At 65.5% G+C, this 20,828-nt stretch carries 17 protein-coding genes; 5 read left to right on the top strand and 12 right to left on the bottom strand.

Going from position 1 to position 20,828, the window contains the following annotated elements; all coding sequences use genetic code 11:
• Positions 1 to 23: 23 nt before the first annotated feature.
• From AC1DIO_RS06240 to AC1DIO_RS06230, 3 genes are read right to left on the bottom strand one after another with little or no spacing between them, the layout of a single operon-like run.
• Complete coding sequence (locus AC1DIO_RS06240; RefSeq protein WP_441489790.1) at positions 24 to 1,229, bottom strand: OpgC family protein; 1,206 nt, start codon at positions 1,227 to 1,229, stop codon at positions 24 to 26.
• Positions 1,229 to 2,878 carry a thiamine pyrophosphate-binding protein gene (locus tag AC1DIO_RS06235; RefSeq protein ID WP_476853252.1) on the bottom strand — a complete coding sequence of 550 codons (1,650 nt, stop codon included), beginning with the start codon at positions 2,876 to 2,878 and terminating at the stop codon, positions 1,229 to 1,231. The genes AC1DIO_RS06240 and AC1DIO_RS06235 overlap by 1 nt, the downstream gene beginning before the upstream one ends.
• Positions 2,879 to 2,936: 58 nt before the next feature.
• A complete protein-coding gene (locus tag AC1DIO_RS06230) occupies positions 2,937 to 3,845 on the bottom strand; it encodes a CE1 family esterase (RefSeq protein WP_476853251.1) in 909 nt (302 codons plus the stop codon).
• Positions 3,846 to 4,012: 167 nt separating this feature from the next.
• On the opposite strand from AC1DIO_RS06230, the gene AC1DIO_RS06225 reads away from it, so the two are divergent.
• Together AC1DIO_RS06225 and AC1DIO_RS06220 are read left to right on the top strand one after the other, a co-directional pair.
• Positions 4,013 to 4,579, top strand: coding sequence for a sigma-70 family RNA polymerase sigma factor (locus AC1DIO_RS06225; RefSeq protein ID WP_476853250.1), 567 nt, complete (start codon positions 4,013 to 4,015; stop codon positions 4,577 to 4,579).
• Positions 4,580 to 4,708: 129 nt separating this feature from the next.
• On the top strand, positions 4,709 to 5,323 hold the full coding sequence (locus AC1DIO_RS06220; protein WP_441489794.1) for a DUF1109 domain-containing protein: 615 nt from the start codon (positions 4,709 to 4,711) through the stop codon (positions 5,321 to 5,323).
• Positions 5,324 to 5,351: 28 nt separating this feature from the next.
• Here AC1DIO_RS06220 and AC1DIO_RS06215 read toward each other — a convergent pair whose 3' ends face one another.
• From AC1DIO_RS06215 to AC1DIO_RS06175, 9 genes are all read right to left on the bottom strand, one after another.
• On the bottom strand, positions 5,352 to 6,410 hold the full coding sequence (locus tag AC1DIO_RS06215) for an LLM class flavin-dependent oxidoreductase (RefSeq protein ID WP_441489795.1): 1,059 nt from the start codon (positions 6,408 to 6,410) through the stop codon (positions 5,352 to 5,354).
• Positions 6,411 to 6,442: 32 nt separating this feature from the next.
• On the bottom strand, positions 6,443 to 7,375 hold the full coding sequence (locus AC1DIO_RS06210; protein ID WP_441489796.1) for an ABC transporter substrate-binding protein: 933 nt from the start codon (positions 7,373 to 7,375) through the stop codon (positions 6,443 to 6,445).
• A gap of 80 nt (positions 7,376 to 7,455) precedes the next feature.
• Positions 7,456 to 8,394 carry an ABC transporter substrate-binding protein gene (locus AC1DIO_RS06205; RefSeq protein WP_476853249.1) on the bottom strand — a complete coding sequence of 313 codons (939 nt, stop codon included), beginning with the start codon at positions 8,392 to 8,394 and terminating at the stop codon, positions 7,456 to 7,458.
• Between the two features lie 88 nt (positions 8,395 to 8,482).
• The gene (locus tag AC1DIO_RS06200) at positions 8,483 to 10,285 is read right to left on the bottom strand and encodes an amino acid ABC transporter permease/ATP-binding protein (protein WP_441489798.1); all 1,803 of its coding nucleotides are present in this window, start codon (positions 10,283 to 10,285) and stop codon (positions 8,483 to 8,485) included.
• Between the two features lie 60 nt (positions 10,286 to 10,345).
• Entirely contained in the window at positions 10,346 to 10,888 is a 543-nt protein-coding gene (locus AC1DIO_RS06195) for a GNAT family N-acetyltransferase (RefSeq protein WP_441505900.1), read from the bottom strand.
• Positions 10,889 to 10,911: 23 nt separating this feature from the next.
• Entirely contained in the window at positions 10,912 to 12,105 is a 1,194-nt protein-coding gene (locus AC1DIO_RS06190; RefSeq protein ID WP_441489800.1) for a M20 aminoacylase family protein, read from the bottom strand.
• A gap of 14 nt (positions 12,106 to 12,119) precedes the next feature.
• Complete coding sequence (locus tag AC1DIO_RS06185; protein WP_476853248.1) at positions 12,120 to 13,472, bottom strand: LLM class flavin-dependent oxidoreductase; 1,353 nt, start codon at positions 13,470 to 13,472, stop codon at positions 12,120 to 12,122.
• Between the two features lie 26 nt (positions 13,473 to 13,498).
• Positions 13,499 to 14,503 (bottom strand): LLM class flavin-dependent oxidoreductase, encoded by a 1,005-nt coding sequence (locus AC1DIO_RS06180; protein ID WP_441505898.1) that lies wholly within the window; start codon positions 14,501 to 14,503, stop codon positions 13,499 to 13,501.
• A gap of 52 nt (positions 14,504 to 14,555) precedes the next feature.
• Positions 14,556 to 15,125 (bottom strand): flavin reductase family protein, encoded by a 570-nt coding sequence (locus tag AC1DIO_RS06175; RefSeq protein ID WP_476853247.1) that lies wholly within the window; start codon positions 15,123 to 15,125, stop codon positions 14,556 to 14,558.
• 785 nt (positions 15,126 to 15,910) lie between these two features.
• On the opposite strand from AC1DIO_RS06175, the gene pehA reads away from it, so the two are divergent.
• The 3 genes from pehA (at position 15,911) to AC1DIO_RS06160 (ending at position 20,828) form a co-directional block, all read left to right on the top strand.
• The gene (pehA, locus tag AC1DIO_RS06170) at positions 15,911 to 17,515 is read left to right on the top strand and encodes a phosphoric/sulfuric ester hydrolase PehA (protein ID WP_476776327.1); all 1,605 of its coding nucleotides are present in this window, start codon (positions 15,911 to 15,913) and stop codon (positions 17,513 to 17,515) included.
• Positions 17,482 to 19,119, top strand: a complete 1,638-nt coding sequence (locus AC1DIO_RS06165; RefSeq protein ID WP_441505897.1) for an ABC transporter substrate-binding protein — start codon at positions 17,482 to 17,484, stop codon at positions 19,117 to 19,119. The genes pehA and AC1DIO_RS06165 overlap by 34 nt, the downstream gene beginning before the upstream one ends.
• A gap of 71 nt (positions 19,120 to 19,190) precedes the next feature.
• Positions 19,191 to 20,828: an ABC transporter substrate-binding protein gene (locus AC1DIO_RS06160; RefSeq protein ID WP_441505896.1), complete on the top strand. Its 1,638-nt coding sequence runs from the start codon at positions 19,191 to 19,193 to the stop codon at positions 20,826 to 20,828.

Here is a 20,828-nt window from a genome sequence, read left to right as displayed (position 1 = left end):
GCTGGCGGCCGATCAAGCGGCGATCAACTCGCTTCACGGACCCGTGTTGACAGGCCGTGCTTGGGCGCTTCCGTCTCATCCATGCGTTGCGGTTCAGCCTTCGCTGGCGCGGCATGACCAGCCCAGGGTGCGCTCTTGAACCAGCCGACCACGACCGCGACGCCGAGGATCGCTGCAAAGCCGACGAGATTGAGCAGCGCCATGCTCAACTCGGTCCGGCCCAGCATATCGGCTGCGGTGGTGGCGAGCCGTGCCAGCACGACGCTGGCAAGAAATGCGGCGAGCGATTGCCGTCCGATCAAGATGAGCAAGTGGCCAACGCCCTGATCCAGATTCCGGCGCCAGGGCTCGACCAGGCTGAGAACGAGATAGGCCAATGCCAGGAAATGCAGCACGCGCAGGATGTGCAGATTGCTCTTCTCGCTGGCGGGCAGGATCAGGTCGCGTAGCGCCTGCGCCGCCGGCCAGTGCTCCAGGAAACCCCAGAAGGAGAACGGTACGGAAAGGAGCAGGAAGACGCCGGCAGCAAGCATCAGCCTGTGCTCGCCAAGCCGCGGTACCGGCAACCATTTCATACCGATGAAGAACCCGATGAAGAAGATGAGCTGCCAGGCGAAGGGGTTCAGGAACCAGCCGGCGCCGTTCCAGGGATTTCCGGGGAGATTGAGGTCGACAGCCCAGGCAAGCCCATAGAGCAGCGCCACCATCAGGAAGGGCAACCCAGCATTGATCCGGTGCAGCGCCATGGCCACCGGAACCAGGGCCAGGATCACCAGATACATCGGCAGGATATCGAGATAATCCGGCTGCCAGGTCAGCGTCGCGAGGCCGAGCAGTGCGGTGTCCGGGGAGCTCAGGAGCGGCGCGAACTGGGACGCGAGCATGCCAAGGCCGAAACTGTGATCGAGCAGCGCGGCGAGCGCGATCAGCGCCAGAACGAGTCCGAGTTGCGCCCAATAGACCTGCCAGATGCGCAGCATGATGCGCGCGGTTCCAAGCCACAGGCCGCGGCGAACAAAGACGCTGCCGAAGGCGAGTGCGCTGGCAATGCCGGAACAAAAGACGAAGAGTTCGGCGCCTGACGAGAAGCCGAAGCGAGCAGGGATGAAGGCGTTCCAGCTGTTCTGCGGCCAATGCGCGACGAAGATGATCAGCATCGTCAGGCCGCGGAAGAAGTCGAGCCGTTCATCGCGCGGGCGCTTGCCTGCCTTCTGTTGAAGCGTGCGCATCAGAAGGCTCCTTCGTAGCTGCCTGCATCGATCCTGCAGGCGAGCACCGTKAAACCACTGCGTTGGAATGCGGCGCGTGCCTCGCGCCTGAGGCTGTCCGGGTTTGAGATCGTGCTGCCGTGGCCGCCCATCGCGCCGGCAATCGCCGCGAAATCGGTGCCGCCAAAATCGACTGCTGCGCGGGCTAGGCCAAGCTGGCGCTGCTTCAGTGCGATCAGGCCAAGGCTCTCATCGACAAATACGACGAGGACAACCGGCAGCGCCAGATCGCGCAGGGTCGCGAGCTCGCCCAGGACCATTTCGAGGCCGGCATCGCCGACGAAGCAGAGTGTGGGCTGCCCCGTGCCGAGCGCCGCGCCAGTCGCCAGTGGGAGTGCGCAACCCATCGTGCAGAGCCCGGTCGACTGCAGCAGGCGGCGCGGCCCGTCGCTCCTCCACATCTGGCTGAGCAGAATCCGGTGCGCTCCGGAATCGGCCGTGACGATGGTTTTCACCGGCGCGACCTCGCGCAGGATGTCGATGACGGCATGGGGACCCCAGTCCGATGGCGGAGCGAAGGCCTCGCTGAGCGCCGCGCGAATGGCGGCGGGGCGCCCGTCCGGCCAGGTGCCGTCCAGCATTGCTTCTTCGCCGAGCCGCGACAGGATGGTGCCGACATGACCTTCGAGAAGCAGCGTCGCGCTATGCATGCCGTGGTGGACATCCTCGGCGACGATGTCGATTACGCGTTTGCCCGTCGGCCAGGGATTGCGCCAGCCCTGGCGCATCTCGATCGGGTCGTAGCCGGCGAGCACGACGAGGTCGGCCTCGTCCAGCAGCGGCCGTACCAGCGCATCGGCCCTCGGCGACAATCCGACTCCGCCGATCACGCGCGGATCGCTTTCCGGCACCAGGCCCTTGGCCTTGTAGGTGGTGAGCAGCGGGGCACCGGTCCGGGTGAGGAATAGGTCGAGTGCGGCGGCGGAGCCCTCATTCACCAGGTCGAGCCCGGCAATGACCAGCGGCCGCTTCGCAGTCGCGATCATCTCGCGTGCGAAACTGAGATCGGTGGGGGCGCTGTTGTCGGGAGGCTTCACGATCTGGACCGCGCGCTGGACAGTCTTCGCCTCGGCGACCGCGATCGGCAGATCGATATGGACCGGGCCGGGCCGGCCACTCCCGGCAATGGCGAGAGCCTTCTGCACCACCAGATCCTCGGTGCCCTGCGCGGCGCGAAAACTTGCCTTCACCAGCGGCCGCAGCACTGCCTGATGGTCGAAGATCTGATGCGTGTAGCTTTCAGCCAGGGCCTGATCGACGCAGCCGGTGATGAAGATCAGAGGGACGCGATCCTGCCGGGCATTGGCAACGACATTGACCGCATTGGCGACGCCGGGCCCGAGTGTCGCGACCAGAACCGGCAAGCCGCCTGTCGCATGCCACAGCCCTTCGGCCATGAAACCCGCCGCATTCTCGTGCTTGGCGAGGAGGAAGCGGATGCCGGCACGTTCAAGCGCATCGACCAGCGCCAGGACCTCGCCGCCGGGAATGCCAAAGGCATGTGTCGCGCCGGCGGCAGCCAGCTGCTGCGCCATCAGATCGGCGCCTCGGACGCATGCTGCTTCTGCCGCTTTCGGCGTCATCTCGGTTAGGCTTGTATCCTGGCGCATGGTGTCTCCCTCGGTATCGGCAGGAGAGATCGCGCGAGGCGAGCTGCTGGTTACGGCCTCACGGAAAAGTGAGCCTGGCGCCCGCCGCGGCTGTCGGCATCTTGGGAGGCATCGCAAGTTGCCAGGCCCGCTCGACCCAGGCCGGGTCGGCCATATGACCGCCGCCATGGAGGCACAGTTCCAGCCGCGCAGGCCCGGGACAGTCTGTTCCCAGCCGACAGGTCAGGGCCTCCGGCTGCGGCGCCTTCCGGACCTCATCCGCCCAGGATGAGGTGCAGCCGGGTGCCAGGACGGCGAGGCTCCTGAAGAGATCACCCTGCCTGTACCCGGACCGGAGTGGGCGCCCCGCCATCGGCACGGTTGTGTCGCTCGTGCCATGGACATGGATCAGATTGGGCCGGGGGGCGACGCAGTCCTGCGGAAATGGCTCCCAGAACGCACCGGCGATTGGCGCAAAGGCGGCAAAGCGCGATGGCATTCGGCAGGCCAGATTCCAGACCATGGACGCGCCTTGCGAGAAACCGCTGGCCAGAATCCTGCGGKGATCGACGGGGAAGCGTTGCGCGACGTCGTCGAGAACATGGCCGATGAAGGCGAATTCGTCGCGATGGTGTCCGGGAGAACCGGGATAGGACCAGGTCCGCCCCATCCCGTCAGGGGCGATCAGCGCAACGCCGAGGCGTTGCGCAACCGCGACGAGACCCTGATCGGCCATGATCTCCTCGGCCGAGCCTTGCCAGCCGTGAAAGTACATGATCGCGCCGCGCAGATGCCCGATCGCGGCCTGCGCAGGCAGCAGGATGCGATAGAATCCGCCCTCGACCGGGCAGCCTCCCTCGGCCGGGCAAGGCGTGAGGCGCGCTTCCGTCCTGGCGTGTTCCTGTGCGATGGCGGCGGATGTCAGCGTCGTGGTCAGCGCCATTGCGAGCGCTATGATCGCCAGGCCGAAGCGCGCTTCTGTCGCCATGTTCGTCGCTTTCCCGCGAAAGGCCCGGAAGGCCGCGCTCTGCGCGTATGCGAGCGTATCGGGGCGGGGCGAGGTCAGCATCTGCCAGTCACGGGCTTGTGAGCCCTGCATCATCATGCGACGGATTGGACACCCGCCTGCACGGCCCCGGAGAATCGCCGCTTCCCGTGTCTCTCGCCGATCTTGAAACGCAGCTGCGTCCCGTCTTTCTCTCCGCACTTGCCGGCGATGCGTCGGCCTATCGCACGTTCCTCGAGGCGATCAGCGTGCGCCTGCGCGGCTATTTGCGTCACCATCTGGCGCKAGCGGGGCGCAGCGAGCCGAGCGAGACGGAGGATGTCTTGCAGGAGACCTTGCTCGCCCTGCATCTCTCCCGGCACAGCTATGATCCGGCGAGCCCCGTAACCGCCTGGGCCCATGCGATCGCGCGCTATAAACTCGTTGATCATTTGCGCCGCTCCGGGCGGCACGCGTCCAACCTGCCGATCGATGACGAGGCCTATCAATTGGCGGCGCCAGACACGCCTGCCTCCGATGCCCGGTTGGACTTGACGCGAGCCCTGCAATCCTTGCCTGAACGGACGCGAACGCTGATCGACCAGGTCAAGGTCCAGGGCTGTTCGGTMGCTGAAGCCGCAAGCGCTGCCGGCATGACCGAGACGGCAGCGAAGGTCGCAATCCATCGCGGCCTGCGGGCCATGGCGCGCCTCCTGACCATGCGCAGGGCACCGTGACCGCGATGCGCGTGCTGCGGCAGCGTGAGCGCACCCGACGCTGTAACCTTTCGCCTGTTTGCTGCGAAATCCCGTCCATCACAGTACAATGACCGATCCGACATGCAGACAGACGAGCTGATTTCCCTCATGGCCACGAGCAGCCAGCCGGTTGATACCGGGTGGCTGCGCCGTATCACCTGGCTTGCTGCGTTCCTCGCCATGATCGGGGCGACGCTTGCCGTGCTCCTGACGCTCGGCGCGCGCCGGGACCTGGCGGGGGCCTGGGCCAGCGCGCCGGTGCTGGGCAAGGTCCTGCTCGGAGCGAGTGTGGCCGGGATCGCCGTGGCGGTTTTCCAGCGCAGCCTGCGGCCCGGTCTCAGTCCGCGAGGACATCTGTCCTTCATCCTGCTCCCGATCACCGCCGTGATGCTGTGGGCTCTCGTCGTTCTGGCTCGGGCGCCTGCCGGAGAATGGGCCAATTTGACCTTTGGCAGGAGCTGGCAGGCCTGCCTGATCTCCGTTGTGCTCTACGGGCTGATCCCGTTCGCTGCCATGATCGCGGTCGCCCGGCGCGGCGCGCCGGTCGATTTGCGCCTCACTGGCGCTGCCGCCGGAGTTGCATCCGCGGCCTTGGCGACCATCGCCTACAGCGTGCATTGCCCTGAGGATACGATCCCCTTCATCGCAAGCTGGTATCCGCTGGCGATGGGCCTGATGGCTGTCGTCGGAGCCCTCGCTTTTCCGCGATTCGTGCGCTGGTAGTGGAGCCTGAGGCAGTCAGCGGCTGTCATCAGGCCGGCAGCCTGGCGAGGTCCGGCTTGCCTGCCCGCCCTCTGAGCCAACCAAGGTTCGGCGCGATCAGGCGAATGAAGTCGTCGATGATCTGCTCATAATCCTCCGCTTCGAAATTATAGGGCAACTCAAGACGCAACTCGTCGACCGCGCGCAGCACTGGGTCTTGCAACAATGCGATCAGGATCTGCTCCGATGTGCCGATGAGATCCGGAGCGAACTGGGTTCGGCGTTCGCCCTGCGGTTTCAGGGTGCGCTCATGCCGGCTGGCGGCGTAATCGCGATAGCGACTGCGGGTCTTTGCATCGGCCCCGTCGAGCGGGACGATAACACGGCCAACGGCAATGCGTGGCTGATGCTGGGCCTGCCAGCTGCTGCGATAGAGAGCGAGCTGACGCAGTTGGGCCTCGAAGAAATTGTCGGTCTCCTCGCCGATATTGATGTTGCCGACGAGAAGGTTGAAGCCGTTCTCCCCGGCCCAACGGGCTGAACGCAGCGATCCTCCGCCATACCAAAGCCGTTCACGCAGCCCCGGTGCGTGCGGTTGGATACGCGGCCGCAACCGCCCTGCCGCCGATGTGATGAAAGTCTCGTCGTCGCCGAGATAGGCGCCGTCGAGATTGGCTGCGAGGCGGGCGACACGCTGATGCGAATAGTCTGAATCTGTCCGGTCTCCGTCGAGGAAGCGCTGACCCAACAGCTCGGCATACGACGGTGGCCCGGCGCTGAGGCCGACATTGAGGCGCCCATGTGCGAGTACGTCGACAAGCGACAGGTCCTCGGCCAGCCGGAACGGGTTCTCGTAACCGATCTGGATCACGGCGGAGCCGATCTCGATGCGTCGAGTCCGCTGGCTTGCAGCGGCCAGAAAGACACTGGCCGAGGAGACGCCGGGTTCGAGATGGCGTTGGCGCACCCAGGCGCTGTCGAAGCCGAGCCGTTCGCCGAATTCGAAGAGCTGGAGGGTGTCCTCCAATCCAACCAGTGGAGCGTCGTCGCGGTAATTGCCGGGCGTCAGGAAGCCGATCCGGCTAATCGTGAGCGGAGTGGCGGGCATGATGAACTCACAAGGCATTGGGGGCGTCGGCTTCAGGACTTGGGCAAGCCTGGCGGATTGGTCTCGGAGCGCTCCAGAGCCTCTTCCTCAAGTCCCCAGCGCGCGAGCGCCTGGCGGTACTTGTCGGTGGCGATCAGGCCATTGGTGGCGGCAGTCAGCGCGTCGACGAGACCGCTGCCTTTGCGCGTCGTAATCGCGACATCCGATTTGAGAGGCCAGCCGGCGCTGAGAGTGCCGGCTCGCCGGATGTTGCGGTCGCGTGCGGCGATGAAGACCAGTTGAGCATGCGGCTGGACGATGACGTCGGCGCGGCCGGCGAGCAGTGCGATCAGTTTGGTCGGCTCGTCGTCGTAATAGTGCAGGTCGAGTGGCTTGAGCCCGGCTGCGACATTCAACTTGCTCCATGCGAGCAGGATGCGCTCCTGGTTAGTGCCGGCGCCGACGATGATGCGCAGGCCTGCCGCGTCCTTGGGTTCCCTAATGGACGTCACCGGGCTCTCGGCCTTCACATAGAAGCCGTGCAGGCCTTGCCGATAGGTGGAGAAGTCGAATTTCTCCTTGCGCTGCTCGGTGACGCCGACATTCGAGATCACCGCATCGTATTTGCCCGAGGCCAGGCCGAGCGGCCAGTCGGCCCAGGCGATCGGCAGAAGATTGAGCTTCAGGCCGAGGCTGTCGGCGATGAGCTGGGCAAAGTCTGGATCGGCACCGACGACGGTCCTGGCGTCGGTCGCATAGGTGGCGAGCGGCGGGCCGCTCGGGCTTATCGCGACGGTGAGCGAGCCCGGCTCGACGAAGACAAAGCCCTTGGGGATGGCCTTGATTGCCTCGGGGTTCCGTTCGGCGCGAAGCCTGCCCGGCTGCTCCGGGCCGAGATCGAAGGGCTGCGCGAGGGCGGGGGCAGAATTCCAGTAGGTGGTCGCCGCCCCAAGCAGCAGCGAGAGAATGGCTCGTCGCCCGATCATGATCGTCCTTCCAGTTCCAGAATTGGCCGCTTCGCTAAAGGACGTGAGCGCCGCCGCTGTCGCGCGGCGGCGCAAGGGCCTCAGCTCTTGGGCAGGCCGGGCGGGTTGGTGGTGGATTTCTCGACCGCCTCTGGGCCGAGATTCCAGCGGGTCAGCGCCTTGCCGTAATTGCCGTTTGCGATCTGGGTGTTGAGGGCATGGGTGATCGCTTCCGCCAGCCCGTTCCCCTTGCGGGTCGTCACCGCGATCTCGGCCAGCAGCGGCCAGCCGCCGCTGAAATTGCCCGCGAGTCTGGTCTTGCCTTCGCGGGCGGCCTTGAAGCTGAGCAGGGCGTTGGGGCCGAGATAGACGTCGGCCCGGCCTGTCTCGAGTGCGAGATAGAGCACGACGTCGTCGTCGTAATACTGCACCTCGACCGGTTTCAGGCCTTGTTTGAGGTTCTGCTCGTTCCAGCGCAGCAGGATTTGCTCCTGGTTGGTGCCGGAACCGACGATGACCTTGAGTCCGGCAACATCCTTGGGCTCCGTGATGGTGATCGGGTTGCTGGCTTTGACGTAGAAGCCGAGCAGGTCCTTGCGATAGGTGGAGAAGTCGAACTTCTCCTTGCGCTGTTCGGTGACGGTCACATTGCTGATTGCGGCGTCGTATTTGCCGGAGGCGACACCAAGCGGCCAGTCGGCCCAGGCGACGCTGACGATCTCGAGCTTCCGGCCAAGACTGTCGGCGACGAGCTKGGCGATGTCGGGCTCGGAGCCGACCAGCGTCCTTGTGTCGGTGCCATAGGCGCCGAAGGGAAGGCGCTGCGAGGCGATGGCGACGGTGAAGACGCCATCCCTGGCGAATTTGGCGTCCTTGGCGACCAGCTTGAGTGCCTCCTCGTTCCTCTCCGCACGGGGGCGGCCGGGTTGTTCCGGGCTGAGATCGAAGACCTGCTGGGCTATGGCAGGGACGGTGAGGAAGGCGGCTGCTGCGGCGAGCGCGCCGAAGCCGAGCGAAAGGGATCTGGTCCTTGCGGCCATGCTGAAAACTCCATGCGAGGGATCGGGACAGGCTCGGATCATCGGGGGAAGCGCAGGTCCCGCTGCGCTCGCCGGTTCTGGCCAGGCGCTAGAGAACCTTGGCGAGGAACTCGCGGGTCCGCGGGTGGTCGGGAGCCCCAAAAACCTTCTCGGGCGAGCCGGTTTCGAGAATGCGGCCCTGCTCCATGAAGACGACCCGGTCGGCGACCTCCCGGGCGAAGCCGATCTCATGCGTGACCACGATCAGCGTGGTGCCGGAGCTGGCGAGTTCCTTGATGACGTCGAGCACCTCGCCGACCAGTTCTGGATCGAGCGCCGAGGTCGGCTCGTCGAAGAGCAGGACCTTCGGCCGAAGTGCGAGGGCGCGGGCAATAGCCACGCGCTGCTGCTGACCGCCGGAAAGCTGGCGCGGATAGGCTTCGGCCTTCTCGGAGAGGCCGACGCGGGCCAGCAGTTCGCGCGCCTGGGCGACAGCCTCGTCACGGCCGATGTTCCGCACCGTGATCGGTGCCTCGATGACGTTCTCGAGCGCGGTCAGATGCGGGAAGAGGTTGAAATTCTGGAACACCATGCCGACATCGACGCGGCGCTTCAGGATATCCTTTTCCTTGAGCTCATAGAGCGTGTCGCCATCCTGGCGGTAACCGATCAGCTCGCCGTCGATCGAGATGAAGCCATCATCGACGCGCTCGAGATGGTTGATCGCACGCAGGAGGGTCGACTTGCCCGAGCCGGACTGGCCGAGGATGACGGTGACGCTGCCGCGCGGGATGGTCAGGCTGACATCGTCCAGCACCTTGAGCGGGCCAAAACTCTTGCTGACGGCCTGGATGCGAACCTCGCCGCCGCTGCGGGCGAATGAGGCCCAACTCACCGGCGTGCCCGCTTCTCGCAGAAGGAGCGGGGCCGATGTCGCGACCGGCACCTGCGCCACGGCCGGGCTTGCCGAGCGACGCAGTTTTGCAAGGGCATTGCCGATCAGGGAGGGCGGCGGATTGCGCAGCGCGCCCTTCGAGTAATAGCGCTCGATATGATGCTGGATGAAGGACAGGACGCTGAGGATAACCAGATACCAGACGGTCGCGACCATCAGCAGCGGGATCACCTCCAGATTGCGGCGATAGATGATCTGGATCGTGTAGAACAGCTCCGGCAGCGCCAGGATGTAGACCATCGAGGTGCCCTTGGCCAAACCGATGATCTCGTTGAAGCCGGTCGGCAGGATGGTGCGCATCGCCTGCGGCAGGATGATGCGCGAGGCCTGGCGTGAGCGCGGCAGGCCGAGTGCGGCTGCGGCTTCCAACTGACCCTGATCGACGGAGAGAATTCCGCCGCGAATGATCTCGGAGCAGAAGGCCGCCTGGTTGAGCGCCAGCCCGAGCACCGCTGCCGCGAATGGCGTAAGCAACTGGGTGGTCTGGTAGCTGAAGAAGGAAATCTCGGTGAACGGTACGCCGAGCGTGATCGTCTCGTAGAGATAGCCCAGATTGTTCAGCACCAGCAGCAGCACGATGAGCGGGATCGAGCGGAAGAGCCAGACATAACCCCAGGAGAGCGAGCCCAGCAGGGGCGAACCGGAGACCCGCGCCAGCGCCAGCGCCGTGCCGAGCAGGAAGCCAAAAGTGGCGCCGAGCAAGGTCAGCAGCAGGGTGCGTCCGAGGCCGGCCAGGACCGGCTCGGCAAAGAACCATTCGGCGAAAACGTCCCAGCCCCAACGTGGGTTCGAGAGGACCGAGTTCAGGATCGCGAAGATCACGATCACCGAGAAGACGGTTCCGACGGTCCGCGCCGGGTATTTCGCCGGCACGATACGATAATGCGCGTTGTCGCTCTTTCGCGCGGGTTGCGGCGGCGGCGCATCAAGCGCGCGAAAATCAGTGGTCAGGGTCATGTCAGGTCTCGTCGGGAGTCTGGGGGCGGTCTGACCCGCGCTCTGTCGGATTGGAGGCGCTCAGGCCGCGCTGGCGGCACCCGGCCGTTCGCTGGCCGACGCATGCGGCAGATGCCCGGCGAGCGGGCCGAGCTCCTTTTCAAAGGGGAGCTTAAGATGGACCTCGGGATCGACCGTGATGTCGAAGAGTGGGCGATAGCCGGTCTGCAGGTAGAGTTCCTTGGCTTCGGGCTGCCGGAAGCCGGTCGTCAGGTAGATCCTGCTGTAGCCCTGGCGCTGGGCCTGCGCTTCAAGTTCCTCGACCACCTTGCGGGCCAAGCCCTGGCGACGGAAATCGGCGTGGGTCCAGATCCGCTTCAGCTCGGCCGTGTGCCGGTCGTGGCGCATGAAGGCCCCGCCGCCGATCGTGCGCCCATCGCGAACGAGCAGGACGAAATTGCCATCCGGCGGCGCAAACAGCTCGGCCGGATAGCGGCTCATCTCGGCACCAGGCGGCTCTCCGAAAATGCTGCCATAACGGGTCGCGTATTCCCAGGTCAGCGCTTCGATCAGGGGCTGCGAGCGCGCGTCGAGCGGCGTGGTGTAAATGAAGCTGTCGGCCATGATGGGCTGCCTTTCCGGCGGGTTCAGGAGAGGTAGGCCTGCGCCAGCGCGACCCAGTAGGTCGCCGCGGGCGCCAGGGTGGCGTCGTTGAAGTCGTAGTGAGGGCTGTGCAGGGGTGCGCTGTCGCCGTTGCCGACGAAGAGGTAGCTGCCGGGGCGAGCCTCCGAGATGAAGGCGAAATCCTCGCTGGCAGTGCGTGGCCTGAAATTCCGTTCGATCCGTTCTTCGCCGAAGGCCGCCACCGCAACCTCGCGTGCGAAGGCGGTTTCCGCATCGTGGTTGACCAGCGCGGGGAAGCCGAGCCGGTAGCGGACCTCGGCCCTTGCACCAAAACTCTCGGCCTGGGCACGCACCAGCGCCGGAATGCGCTGCTGCAACTGCTCGCGGACCGTGCTGCTGAAGGAGCGGATCGTCAGCCTGAGCTCGACGCTGTCGGGGATGACATTCGAGGCGGTGCCGCCATGGATCGAGCCGACTGTGACGACGGCGGCCTCCAGCGGGTCGATGTTGCGGGAGACCACGCTCTGCAGCGTCGTGATCACCGCGGCGGCGGCAACGACCGGGTCGACCGTCTCATGGGGAGCGGCTCCGTGTCCCCCCTTGCCGAGCACAGTGATATGGGCCTGATCGACCGAGGCCATCGCCGGACCGGCAATGAAGCCGAATTGTCCGGCCGGAACGCCCGGCCAATTGTGCAGGCCGAAGACGGCGTCGCAGGGGAAACGCTCGAACAGCCCCTCCTCGATGAGCTTGCGGGCGCCGGCGCCGATCTCCTCGGCGGGCTGGAAGATCAGGGTCAGTGTGCCTGAGAAGCGCCCGCTTTCTGCGAGATAGCGCGCTGCCGCAAGCAGGATCGCCGTATGCCCGTCATGGCCGCAGGCATGCATCGCGCCGGCATGGATGCTGGCATGGGCCAGGCCCGTTGCTTCCTGGATCGGCAGAGCATCCATATCGGCACGGATGCCCAGTCGACGCTCGCCGTTGCCGCGCCGGAGCGTCGCCACGATGCCGGTGCCGGCGAGCCCTGTCGTGACCTCGTAGCCCCATCCGGCGAGGTGCTCCGCGACGAGTGCGCTGGTCCGCTTTTCCGCGAAGGCGAGCTCGGGGTGGCGATGAAGATCGCGGCGCAATGCGATGAACGCGTCGGCGAAGGCTGCGACGCCTCGGGCCGCGTCTTCGCGCTCTTGCTGGCCGATGCCGGGTGTGTGAAAGGTCATGTCCTTGCCCCGGCTCAGCCGGCCGAGCGCGCCAGCGCGGCCTGCTGTGGCGCAGGTTCGCCAACTTGGCGGCTTTCCCGGCGCGGCAGACCGAGATGGTCGCGTAGCGTGGTGCCGGGCAGGCTGCGGTCATAGACGCCGCGCTCTTCGAGCACCGGGATGACGAGTCGGGCGAAGTCGTCGAAACCCTCGGCAATCACGGGAAAGCCCAGGATGAAGCCATCTGCCGCCTGCTGTTCGACGCGGTCGATGATCCGTTCGGCGACGGCCCCGGCGGTGCCGATGAAATCGGTCCGCGGTGTGGTGGCTTCGAGAGCGACCTCGCGCAGGCTCAGGCCCTTCAGGGCCGCATTGCGCTTGATGCGGTCCGTGGTCGAGCGGAAGCTGTTCTTGCCGATCTCGCCCAGCTCGGGGAATGGCTGATCGAGCGGGTAGGTGCTGAAATCGTGATGGTCGAAGAAGCGGCCAAGATAGAGCAGGGCCTCGTCGATCGAGACGAGGTCGCGGATGGCGCGGTATTTCTCCTCGGCTTCCCGCTCGGTCGCTCCCACGATCGGGCCGATGCCCGGGAAGACCTTGATGTCGCTCGCGCTGCGGCCATGGGCGATGGCGCTGTTCTTGATGCTGCGATAGAAGCCCTGGGCCTCCTCGAGTGCGACATTGTTGCTGAAGACGGCATCCGCGTGCTTGCCGGCAAGCCCGATCCCAGCGTCGGAGGCGCCTGCCTGGAAGACGACCGGCTGCCCTTGCGCGGAGCGGGAAATGTTCAGCGGCCCCTCGACCTGGAAGAAGCGGCCCTTGTGCCCCAGCGTGTGGAGCTTGGCCTTGTCGAAGAAGACGCCGTTCTCGCGGTCCCGCGGGAAGGCATCGTCGTCCCAGGAATCCCAAAGGCCCTTGATGACATCGAGATATTCGGTGGCGATCTCATAGCGGAGGGCATGCTCCGGATGCGGCCGGCTATAGTTGCGGCCCGAGCCTTCGAGCGGCGAGGTCACCGCATTCCAGCCGGCGCGCCCGCCCGAGATCAGATCAAGCGAGGCGAACTGGCGCGCGATGGTGAAGGGATCGCTGTAGGAGGTCGAGACGGTGCCGACGAGGCCGAGCTTGCTGGTCGAAGCAGCCAGCGCCGACAGGATCGTCAGCGGCTCGAAGCKGTTCAGGAAATGCGGGATCGACTTGTCGTTGATGTAGAGCCCGTCGGCGACAAAGGCGAAGGCGATGCCGGCACTCTCCGCCTTGCGCGCGGTGCGGACGAAGAAGTCGAAATTGACGCTGGCATCGGCAGGGCTGCTGGGATGGCGCCAGGAGTTCATATGGCTGCCCGGGCCCTGCAGCATGATGCCGAAAGTGATGGGTTTCTTGCTCATGGAACGTGCTCCGGTGGAGAAAGTGGTCAGGCCGCGGCCGTCAGGACTTCGTCGGCGAGCAGCGCGATCGACGCGAGCCGCTGCTGCCGGGCGGCTGCCGGCGTATCGAGGATGAATTCAGCGATGCCGAAGCGCCGGTGCAGCGCATCGAGCTCGCGCCGGACCCGGCCCGGCGTGCCGGCGACGATGCTCGGGCGGCGCAACTCCGTGCGGTAGGAGGTCACGCCCGCTTGCCGGGCGTATTCCGCGGCCTGCGCTTCGCTGCCGACATTGAGAGCCTGACCATCGTTGAGGTAGAGACGCACGATCTGCAGCCCGTCCGCGATCCGTTCGGCTTCCACGTTGCTCTCGGCGGCCAGCGCGGTCACCGCGAGGAGCGGCGTGCCAGGGCCTCCTGCATTGGCGAAGGCCTCGATGCTTGCCTCGATCGCTGCGTGATCGCCATTGAGCTGACCGGCAAAGACGAACTGCCAGCCCTGTTCGGCGGCAAGTCGCGCGCTTTCCGGGCTGCCGCCGAGCAGGAAGCGCTGCGGCACCTCGGGCGGGATTGGCGCTACAAGGGGCCGGTCGAGGGCCTGGCCAGCGTCCGTTCCGTGATCGAGATAGGCGCCGAGTTGGCGCAACTGCGTGCCGAACTCGCGCCGGACGGCGGGATCATGTCCCCATTGCAGCGCGCGCGTGGCCAGTGGCAGTCCGCCCGGCGCCTTGCCGATGCCGAGATCGACCCGGCCCGGTGCGAGTGAGGCGAGGACGTGGAAGTTCTCCGCCACCTTGTAGGGGCTGTAATGCTGGAGAAGGACGCCGCCCGACCCGACCCGAATGCGCGAGGTGCTGGCCAGGATATAGGCCGCCAGCACTTCCGGAGAGGAACTGGCGACGCCCGCCATGCCATGATGCTCGGCGAGCCAGAAACGGTGATAGCCCCAGCGCTCCGCATTCTGAGCAAGTGCGACCGAGCGGGCGAGGGCGATGCTGCCGGTCTCGTCGTCGAAGACGGGGCTCTTTTCGAGCAGGCTGAGGCGATAGGTCATTGGAGCGGCCTTCGTGAATGCAGGTCTGCGTGCGGGTTTGGGGCGGGTGGAATCAGAGCGCCMGCAGGCCGAGCGCCGCCGCGGCCTCGTCCGCCATCCAGCCGAGGCGCTCGTAGTCGCCCCGCCAGTAGACGAGGGCCGCTTCGTCGGCGCCGAATCTGACGGCCCGCACGCGGCCGATGACGATGCTGTGGGAATGGCGCTCGATCAGTTCCTCGACTTCGCAGTCGAGGGAGGCGAGCGTGCCCACCAGGAGTGGGGCGCCGGTTGCGGCGGTGGTCCATTCGGCGTGCCGGAAGCGCTCGACGCCCTTCTCGCCGTTCCGTCCGGCGAAGCGATCCGCGATCTGCTTCTGCGCCGCATTCAGGAAGTTGATGCCGAAGGTGCGATACCGCTGCAGGGTCGGATAGCTCGACGATGTGCGGTTGAGTCCGAACATGACGGTCGGAGGCTCGGCCGAGAGCGAGGCGACCGAGGTCGCCGTGAGGCCGGTCCGATCCTCGCCTGCGCCGGTCGTGATGACACTGACCCCGCCGGCGAGGTGGCGGAAAGCGGCACGGAATGCTGCTGCTTCGTCGCGAATCGTGGGCGAAGCTGTTGGCAAGCGCGTGACGATGCTCATGGGGAATCCTTCAAGCCATGCGGGCGGGTTTGGACGCAGCGATCTCGCAACGGCTGTCGATCAAGCCGTGCGTTCGCCGACCGAGCCGGCCAGCGGCCGAGCCGAAAAGAGGGGTGGTGGGACGTTCCGAGCGGGCCAGAACACTGTCTGACCCAAATCCGAGGCGTCGACGGTGTTCGGCATGGCTCCGCCCCGGCCGAGCTGAGCGGCGTTACCCACGCGGGATCAGGAGGAGCGGGGCGCGGTGCCGTTCAGGCCCGGCACGCAGGAGCGTTCAACATCGATGCGCCCGATCAGACGCAGTTTTATGAATATAAAGTGGAATTCTCTTCGATGTTGATTCAGTCATGAACGTGTCTCCAGCAATCGGGAGCCCACGAATGCATTCGTGGTGCTTTTAGCTTTGGTGACGCGGTGCAAGCTGCTCCAGCAAATCCCGCGATCGACACCGTCGATACTATGATCATTCTGCATCAGGTTGCTTCGGTCAATGAAACGTCTTTTCAAAGATCGCTCTCGAACCGGGATAAACGCCTCTGGACGGCGAGGTGCTCGAAAGGCTTTGCCTCATGCGCTGGACGTACGTGACCTGCGGGGCATCCCGCCTTCGTCAGCGCGCAACTCCGACATTGCTGGCGCACCGGCAGCGCGCTGGGCAGAGACGCAAGGTCACCATTCCAGCTTGGCGAACACTCGCAAGATGGCTGCCCTGGCTTTCATCCAACAGTCATCCCGGCGTCATCCAGGCGACCTAGGCAGGCGGCCTCACAGCTGGATTGCCGAGAATGAAACGCCAGAATGTTCTCCTGATCGTCGTCGACCAATGGCGCGCCGATTTCATACCGCATCTGATGCGGGCCGAGGGGCGCGATCCCTTCCTGAAGACGCCGAATCTCGATCGCCTTTGCGCGGAGGGCGTGACCTTCCGCAACCATGTCACGGCCTGCGTGCCTTGCGGTCCGGCCCGGGCCAGCCTGCTCACCGGCCTCTACCTGATGAACCACCGCGCCGTGCAGAACACGGTGCCGCTCGACCAGCGCCATTTCAATCTCGGCAAGGCGCTGCGCGCCATCGGCTATGATCCTGCGCTGATCGGCTACACCACGACGACGCCCGACCCGCGTGCGACCTCGAAGAACGACCCGCGCTTCCTCGTGCTCGGCGACCTGATGGACGGTTTCCGTTCGGTCGGCGCCTTCGAGCCCAATATGGACGGCTATTTCGGCTGGGTGGCGCAGAACGGCTTCGAACTGCCGGAAAAGCGCGAGGATATCTGGCTGCCGGAGGGCGAGGACTCGGTGCCGGGCGCGACCGACAAGCCGTCGCGCATCCCCAAGGAATTCTCCGACTCGACCTTCTTCACCGAACGCGCGCTGACCTATCTGAAGGGGCGCGCCGGCCGGCCGTTCTTCCTGCATCTCGGCTATTATCGTCCGCATCCGCCCTTCGTTGCGCCGGCGCCCTATCACGCGATGTACCGCCCGGAGGATATGCCCGGGTTGGTGCGGGCGGAATCACCGGAAGCCGAGGCGGCTCAGCATCCGCTGACCAAGTTCTACATCGACTCGATCAAGCGCGGCTCCTTCTTCCACGGCGCAGAAGGCTCGGGCGCGACCTTGGACGAGGCTGAAATCCGCCAGATGCGGGCGACCTATTGCGGCCTGATCACCGAGATCGACGACTGCCTCGGCCGGGTTTTCGCCTATCTCGACGAGACMGGGCAGTGGGACGACACGTTCATCGTCTTCACCAGCGATCATGGCGAGCAGCTCGGCGACCACCACCTGCTCGGCAAGATCGGCTTCAACGACGAGAGCTTCCGCATTCCGTTGGTGGTGAAGGACCCGCGCGGAGCGGATGAGCGTCGCGGTGCGATCGAGGCCTCCTTCACCGAGAGTGTCGACGTGATGCCGACCATTCTCGACTGGCTCGGCGGCGAGGCGCCGCGCGCCTGCGACGGGCGCTCGGTGATGCCGTTCCTCAGCGAGGGACGGCCGGCGGATTGGCGCAGCGAGCTGCACTACGAATACGATTTCCGCGACGTGCACTACTCCCAGCCGGAGCAGGTGCTGGGCCTCCACATGGATCAGTCCAGCCTCTGCGTGATCCAGGACGAGCACTACAAATACGTCCATTTCGCCGCGCTGCCGCCGCTCTTCTTCGACCTCGCCAAGGATCCGCACCAGTTCGTCAATCTGGCCGAGGACCCGGCCTATGACGCCCTGGTGCGCGACTATGCCCAGAAGGCGCTGTCCTGGCGGCTGATCCATGCCGACCGGACCCTGACCCATTTCCGCTCCGGCCCGCGCGGGCTCGAGGAGCGCGCTCCCAACGCCACCCCCTCAGGAGATGAACAATGGTCGGTTCCTTCACGCGTCGCGGCGCAATAGCGCTCGGCGGCTCGGCCCTCATTCTGCCGCGCTTTGCGATCGCGCAGGCCGATAACCGGCCCTCGATCACCATCGCAGTGCAGAAGATCGCCAATTCCAACACGCTCGACGTGCTGCGCGAGCAGTCCAATGTCGGTGAGCGTGTCTTCTTCTCGTCGATCTGGGAGGGGCTGATCGGCCGCAACTGGCTCGGCAATCTCGAGACGGTTCCCGGTCTTGCCACCGAGTGGAAGCGCATCGACGACAAGACCGTCGAGCTCAAGCTGCGCCGCGGCGTGAAGTTCCATAACGGCGATGAGCTGACGGCGGAGGACGTCGCGTTCTCCTTCAGCAAACAGCGCATGTTCGGCGACACGCAGCCGTCGCAAGGCAAGACGATCTCGGTCGACTTCGTCGTGGGTGGTGGCCGCGCCAACAAGGAACTGCCGGCGGAAGTGCCGGCGGTGGCGCGCCGCTCCTGGCCGGCTCTGCTCGGCATCGAGATCGTCGACAAATACACGGTGCGCTTCGTCAACGGCACGCCCGACGTGACGATGGAGGGCCGCATCTCGCGCTATGGCAGCGAGATCATGAATCGTCGCGCCTTCGAAGAGGCGAAGACCTATAGCGACTGGGCGACCAGGCCGGTCACGACAGGCCCCTACCGGATCGCCGAGTATCGCCCGGACGTCTCGCTGTTGCTCGAGGCCCATGACGAGTACTGGGGTGGCCGCCCGCCGCTGAAGTCGATCCGTTTTGTCGAGGTGCCGGAGACGGCGTCCCGCATCAACGGGCTGCTCTCCGGCCAGTACCAGTTCGCCTGCGATATCCCGCCGGACCAGATCTCGCAGATCGAGAAGAATCCCGCCTTCGAGGTACAGGGCGGGACCATCCTCAATCACCGCCTGACGGTGTTCGACAAGAACCATGCGCAGCTGCAAAATCCGCTGGTTCGCCGCGCCATGACACATTCGATCGACCGGCAGGCGATCGTCGAATCGCTTTGGGCCGGCCGTACCGTCGTGCCGAAGGGGCTGCAATGGCCCTATTATGGCGAGATGTACCACGCCGATTGGGCGGTGCCGGCCTTCGATCTGAAGCTGGCGCGCGAGCTGGTCAAGCAGTCCGGCTACAAGGGCGATCCGATCCCCTATCGGCTGCTCAACAACTACTACACCAACCAGACTGCCACGGCGCAGGTCCTGGTCGAGATGTGGAAAGAGGCGGGGCTCAACGTCGAAATCCAGGTCAAGGAGAACTGGCAGCAGATTCTCGAGCGCACGCCGACCCGGGCGGTACGCGACTGGTCGAATTCGGCGCCCTTCAACGATCCCGTCTCCTCGATCGTCGCCCAGCACGGTCCAAACGGCCAGCAGCAGCAGGCCGGCGAATGGCGCAATGACGAGATGAACACGCTCTCGGTCGAACTCGAAACCTCGACCGACCGCGCCCGCCGCAAGGCTGCGTTCCGCCGCATGCTGGAAATCGCGGAGCGCGAGGACCCGGCCTATACGGTGCTGCACCAGAACGCGACCTTCACGGCCAAGCCCAAGGCACTGGCCTGGAAGGCCTCGCCGGCCTTCGCCATGGATTTCCGCGCCGAGAACTGGGGCGGCCGGAGCTGAACGCAGTCTTATCGCGGCGCGCCCCGAAAGGGCGCGCCGTTTTCTGTTTCCGATGACTTCTGGAGGGTTCCTTGACCCATCTGACACGCCGCCATGCGCTTGGCCTCGGCGCGGCCTCGACTGGTGCCCTGATCCTGCCGCGCTTCGCGATCGCGCAGGCCGATAACCGGCCCTCGATCACCATCGCGGTCCAGAAGATCGCCAATTCCAACACGTTGGAAACGCTGCGCGAGCAGTCCAATGTCGGCACTCGCACCTTCTACAGCTATGCCGAGAGCCTGATCGATACCGACTGGGCCGGCGACCTGTCGCTCCGGCCGGGCCTCGCCACGGCCTGGCGCCGCATCGACGACCGCACCGTCGAGCTGACGCTACGCCAGGGCGTGACGTTTCATAATGGCGAGACCATGACTGCCGAGGACGTCGCCTTCTCCTTCGGCTCCGAACGGATGTGGGGCGGAGCGGGGCAGGCGGGCTCGGCCGGGCTATTCGGTTCGGTGACTGCCGGCGCCGCCGGCAAGCAGCCGCCCGCCGAGGTGGTGGCGGTGGCGAGGCGAGCCTTCCCGGGCTTCGAGAAAATCGAGATCGTCGATCCGCAGACCGTTCGCTTCGTCAACAAGACACCCGACGTGACGCTCGAAGGCCGTATCTCGCGCAATGTCGGCATCATCGTCTCGCGCAAGGCCTTTGCCGAGGCTGGAAGCTGGCTCGACTGGGCGCGCAAGCCCGTCGGCACAGGGCCCTATGGGATCGCCGAGTTCAAGCCGGACCAGTCGCTGACGCTCGTCGCGCATGACGCCTACTGGGGCGGCCGGCCGCCGCTTAGGCAGATCCGGTTTGTCGAGGTGCCGGAAACGGCGTCCCGCATCAACGGTCTGCGTTCGGGCGAGTATGACTTTGCCTGCGATATCCCGCCTGACCAGATCAGCGAGATCGAGAAGAACCCGCGTCATGAGGTGCTCGGCGGCCTGATCGCCAATCACCGCCTGACGACCTTCGACAAGACGCACCCGCAGCTCGAGAACCCGCTGGTGCGTCGGGCCATGACCCATGCCATCGACCGCCAGACCATCGTCGATGCGCTCTGGGGCGGGCGCACCCGCGTGCCCAAGGGCCTGCAATGGGAGTTCTACGGCGACATGTTCATCGCCGATTGGGCGGTCCCGGCCTTCGATCCCAAACTCGCCCGCGAACTGGTGAAGCAGTCGGGCTACAAGGGCGACACGATTCCTTACCGGCTGCTCAACAATTACTATACCGGCCAGGTTTCAACGGCGCAGGTGCTGATCGAGAGCTGGCGCGAGATCGGCCTGAACGTCGAAATCGAAAGCAAGGAGAACTTCCCGCAGGTTCTGGCAAAGGGGCCGACGCGGGCGGTACGCGACTGGTCGAACAGCGCCGCCTTCAACGATCCTGTCGCCTCGATCACCGCCCAGCACGGCCCGACCGGCCAGCAATGGCAGATTGGCGAATGGCGCAACGACGAGATGGGCAAGCTGTCCGACGAGCTTGAAACTTCGACCGACCGTGCCAGGCGCAAGGCGATGTTCCGCCGCATCCTGGAAATCTGCGAGCGTGAGGACCCCGCCTATACCGTGCTGCACCAGACAGCGAATTTCACGGCGAAGCGCCGGGATATCCAGTGGAAGGCGGCACAGGCCTTCGTCATGGATTTCAGGGCGCGCAATTGGGGCGGGATCCGCTCGTGA

Source organism: Allobosea sp. 05T439 (assembly GCF_056396005.1).
Note: the sequence above shows the minus strand (reverse complement) of the source record. Positions and strands in the feature narration are given on the sequence as shown.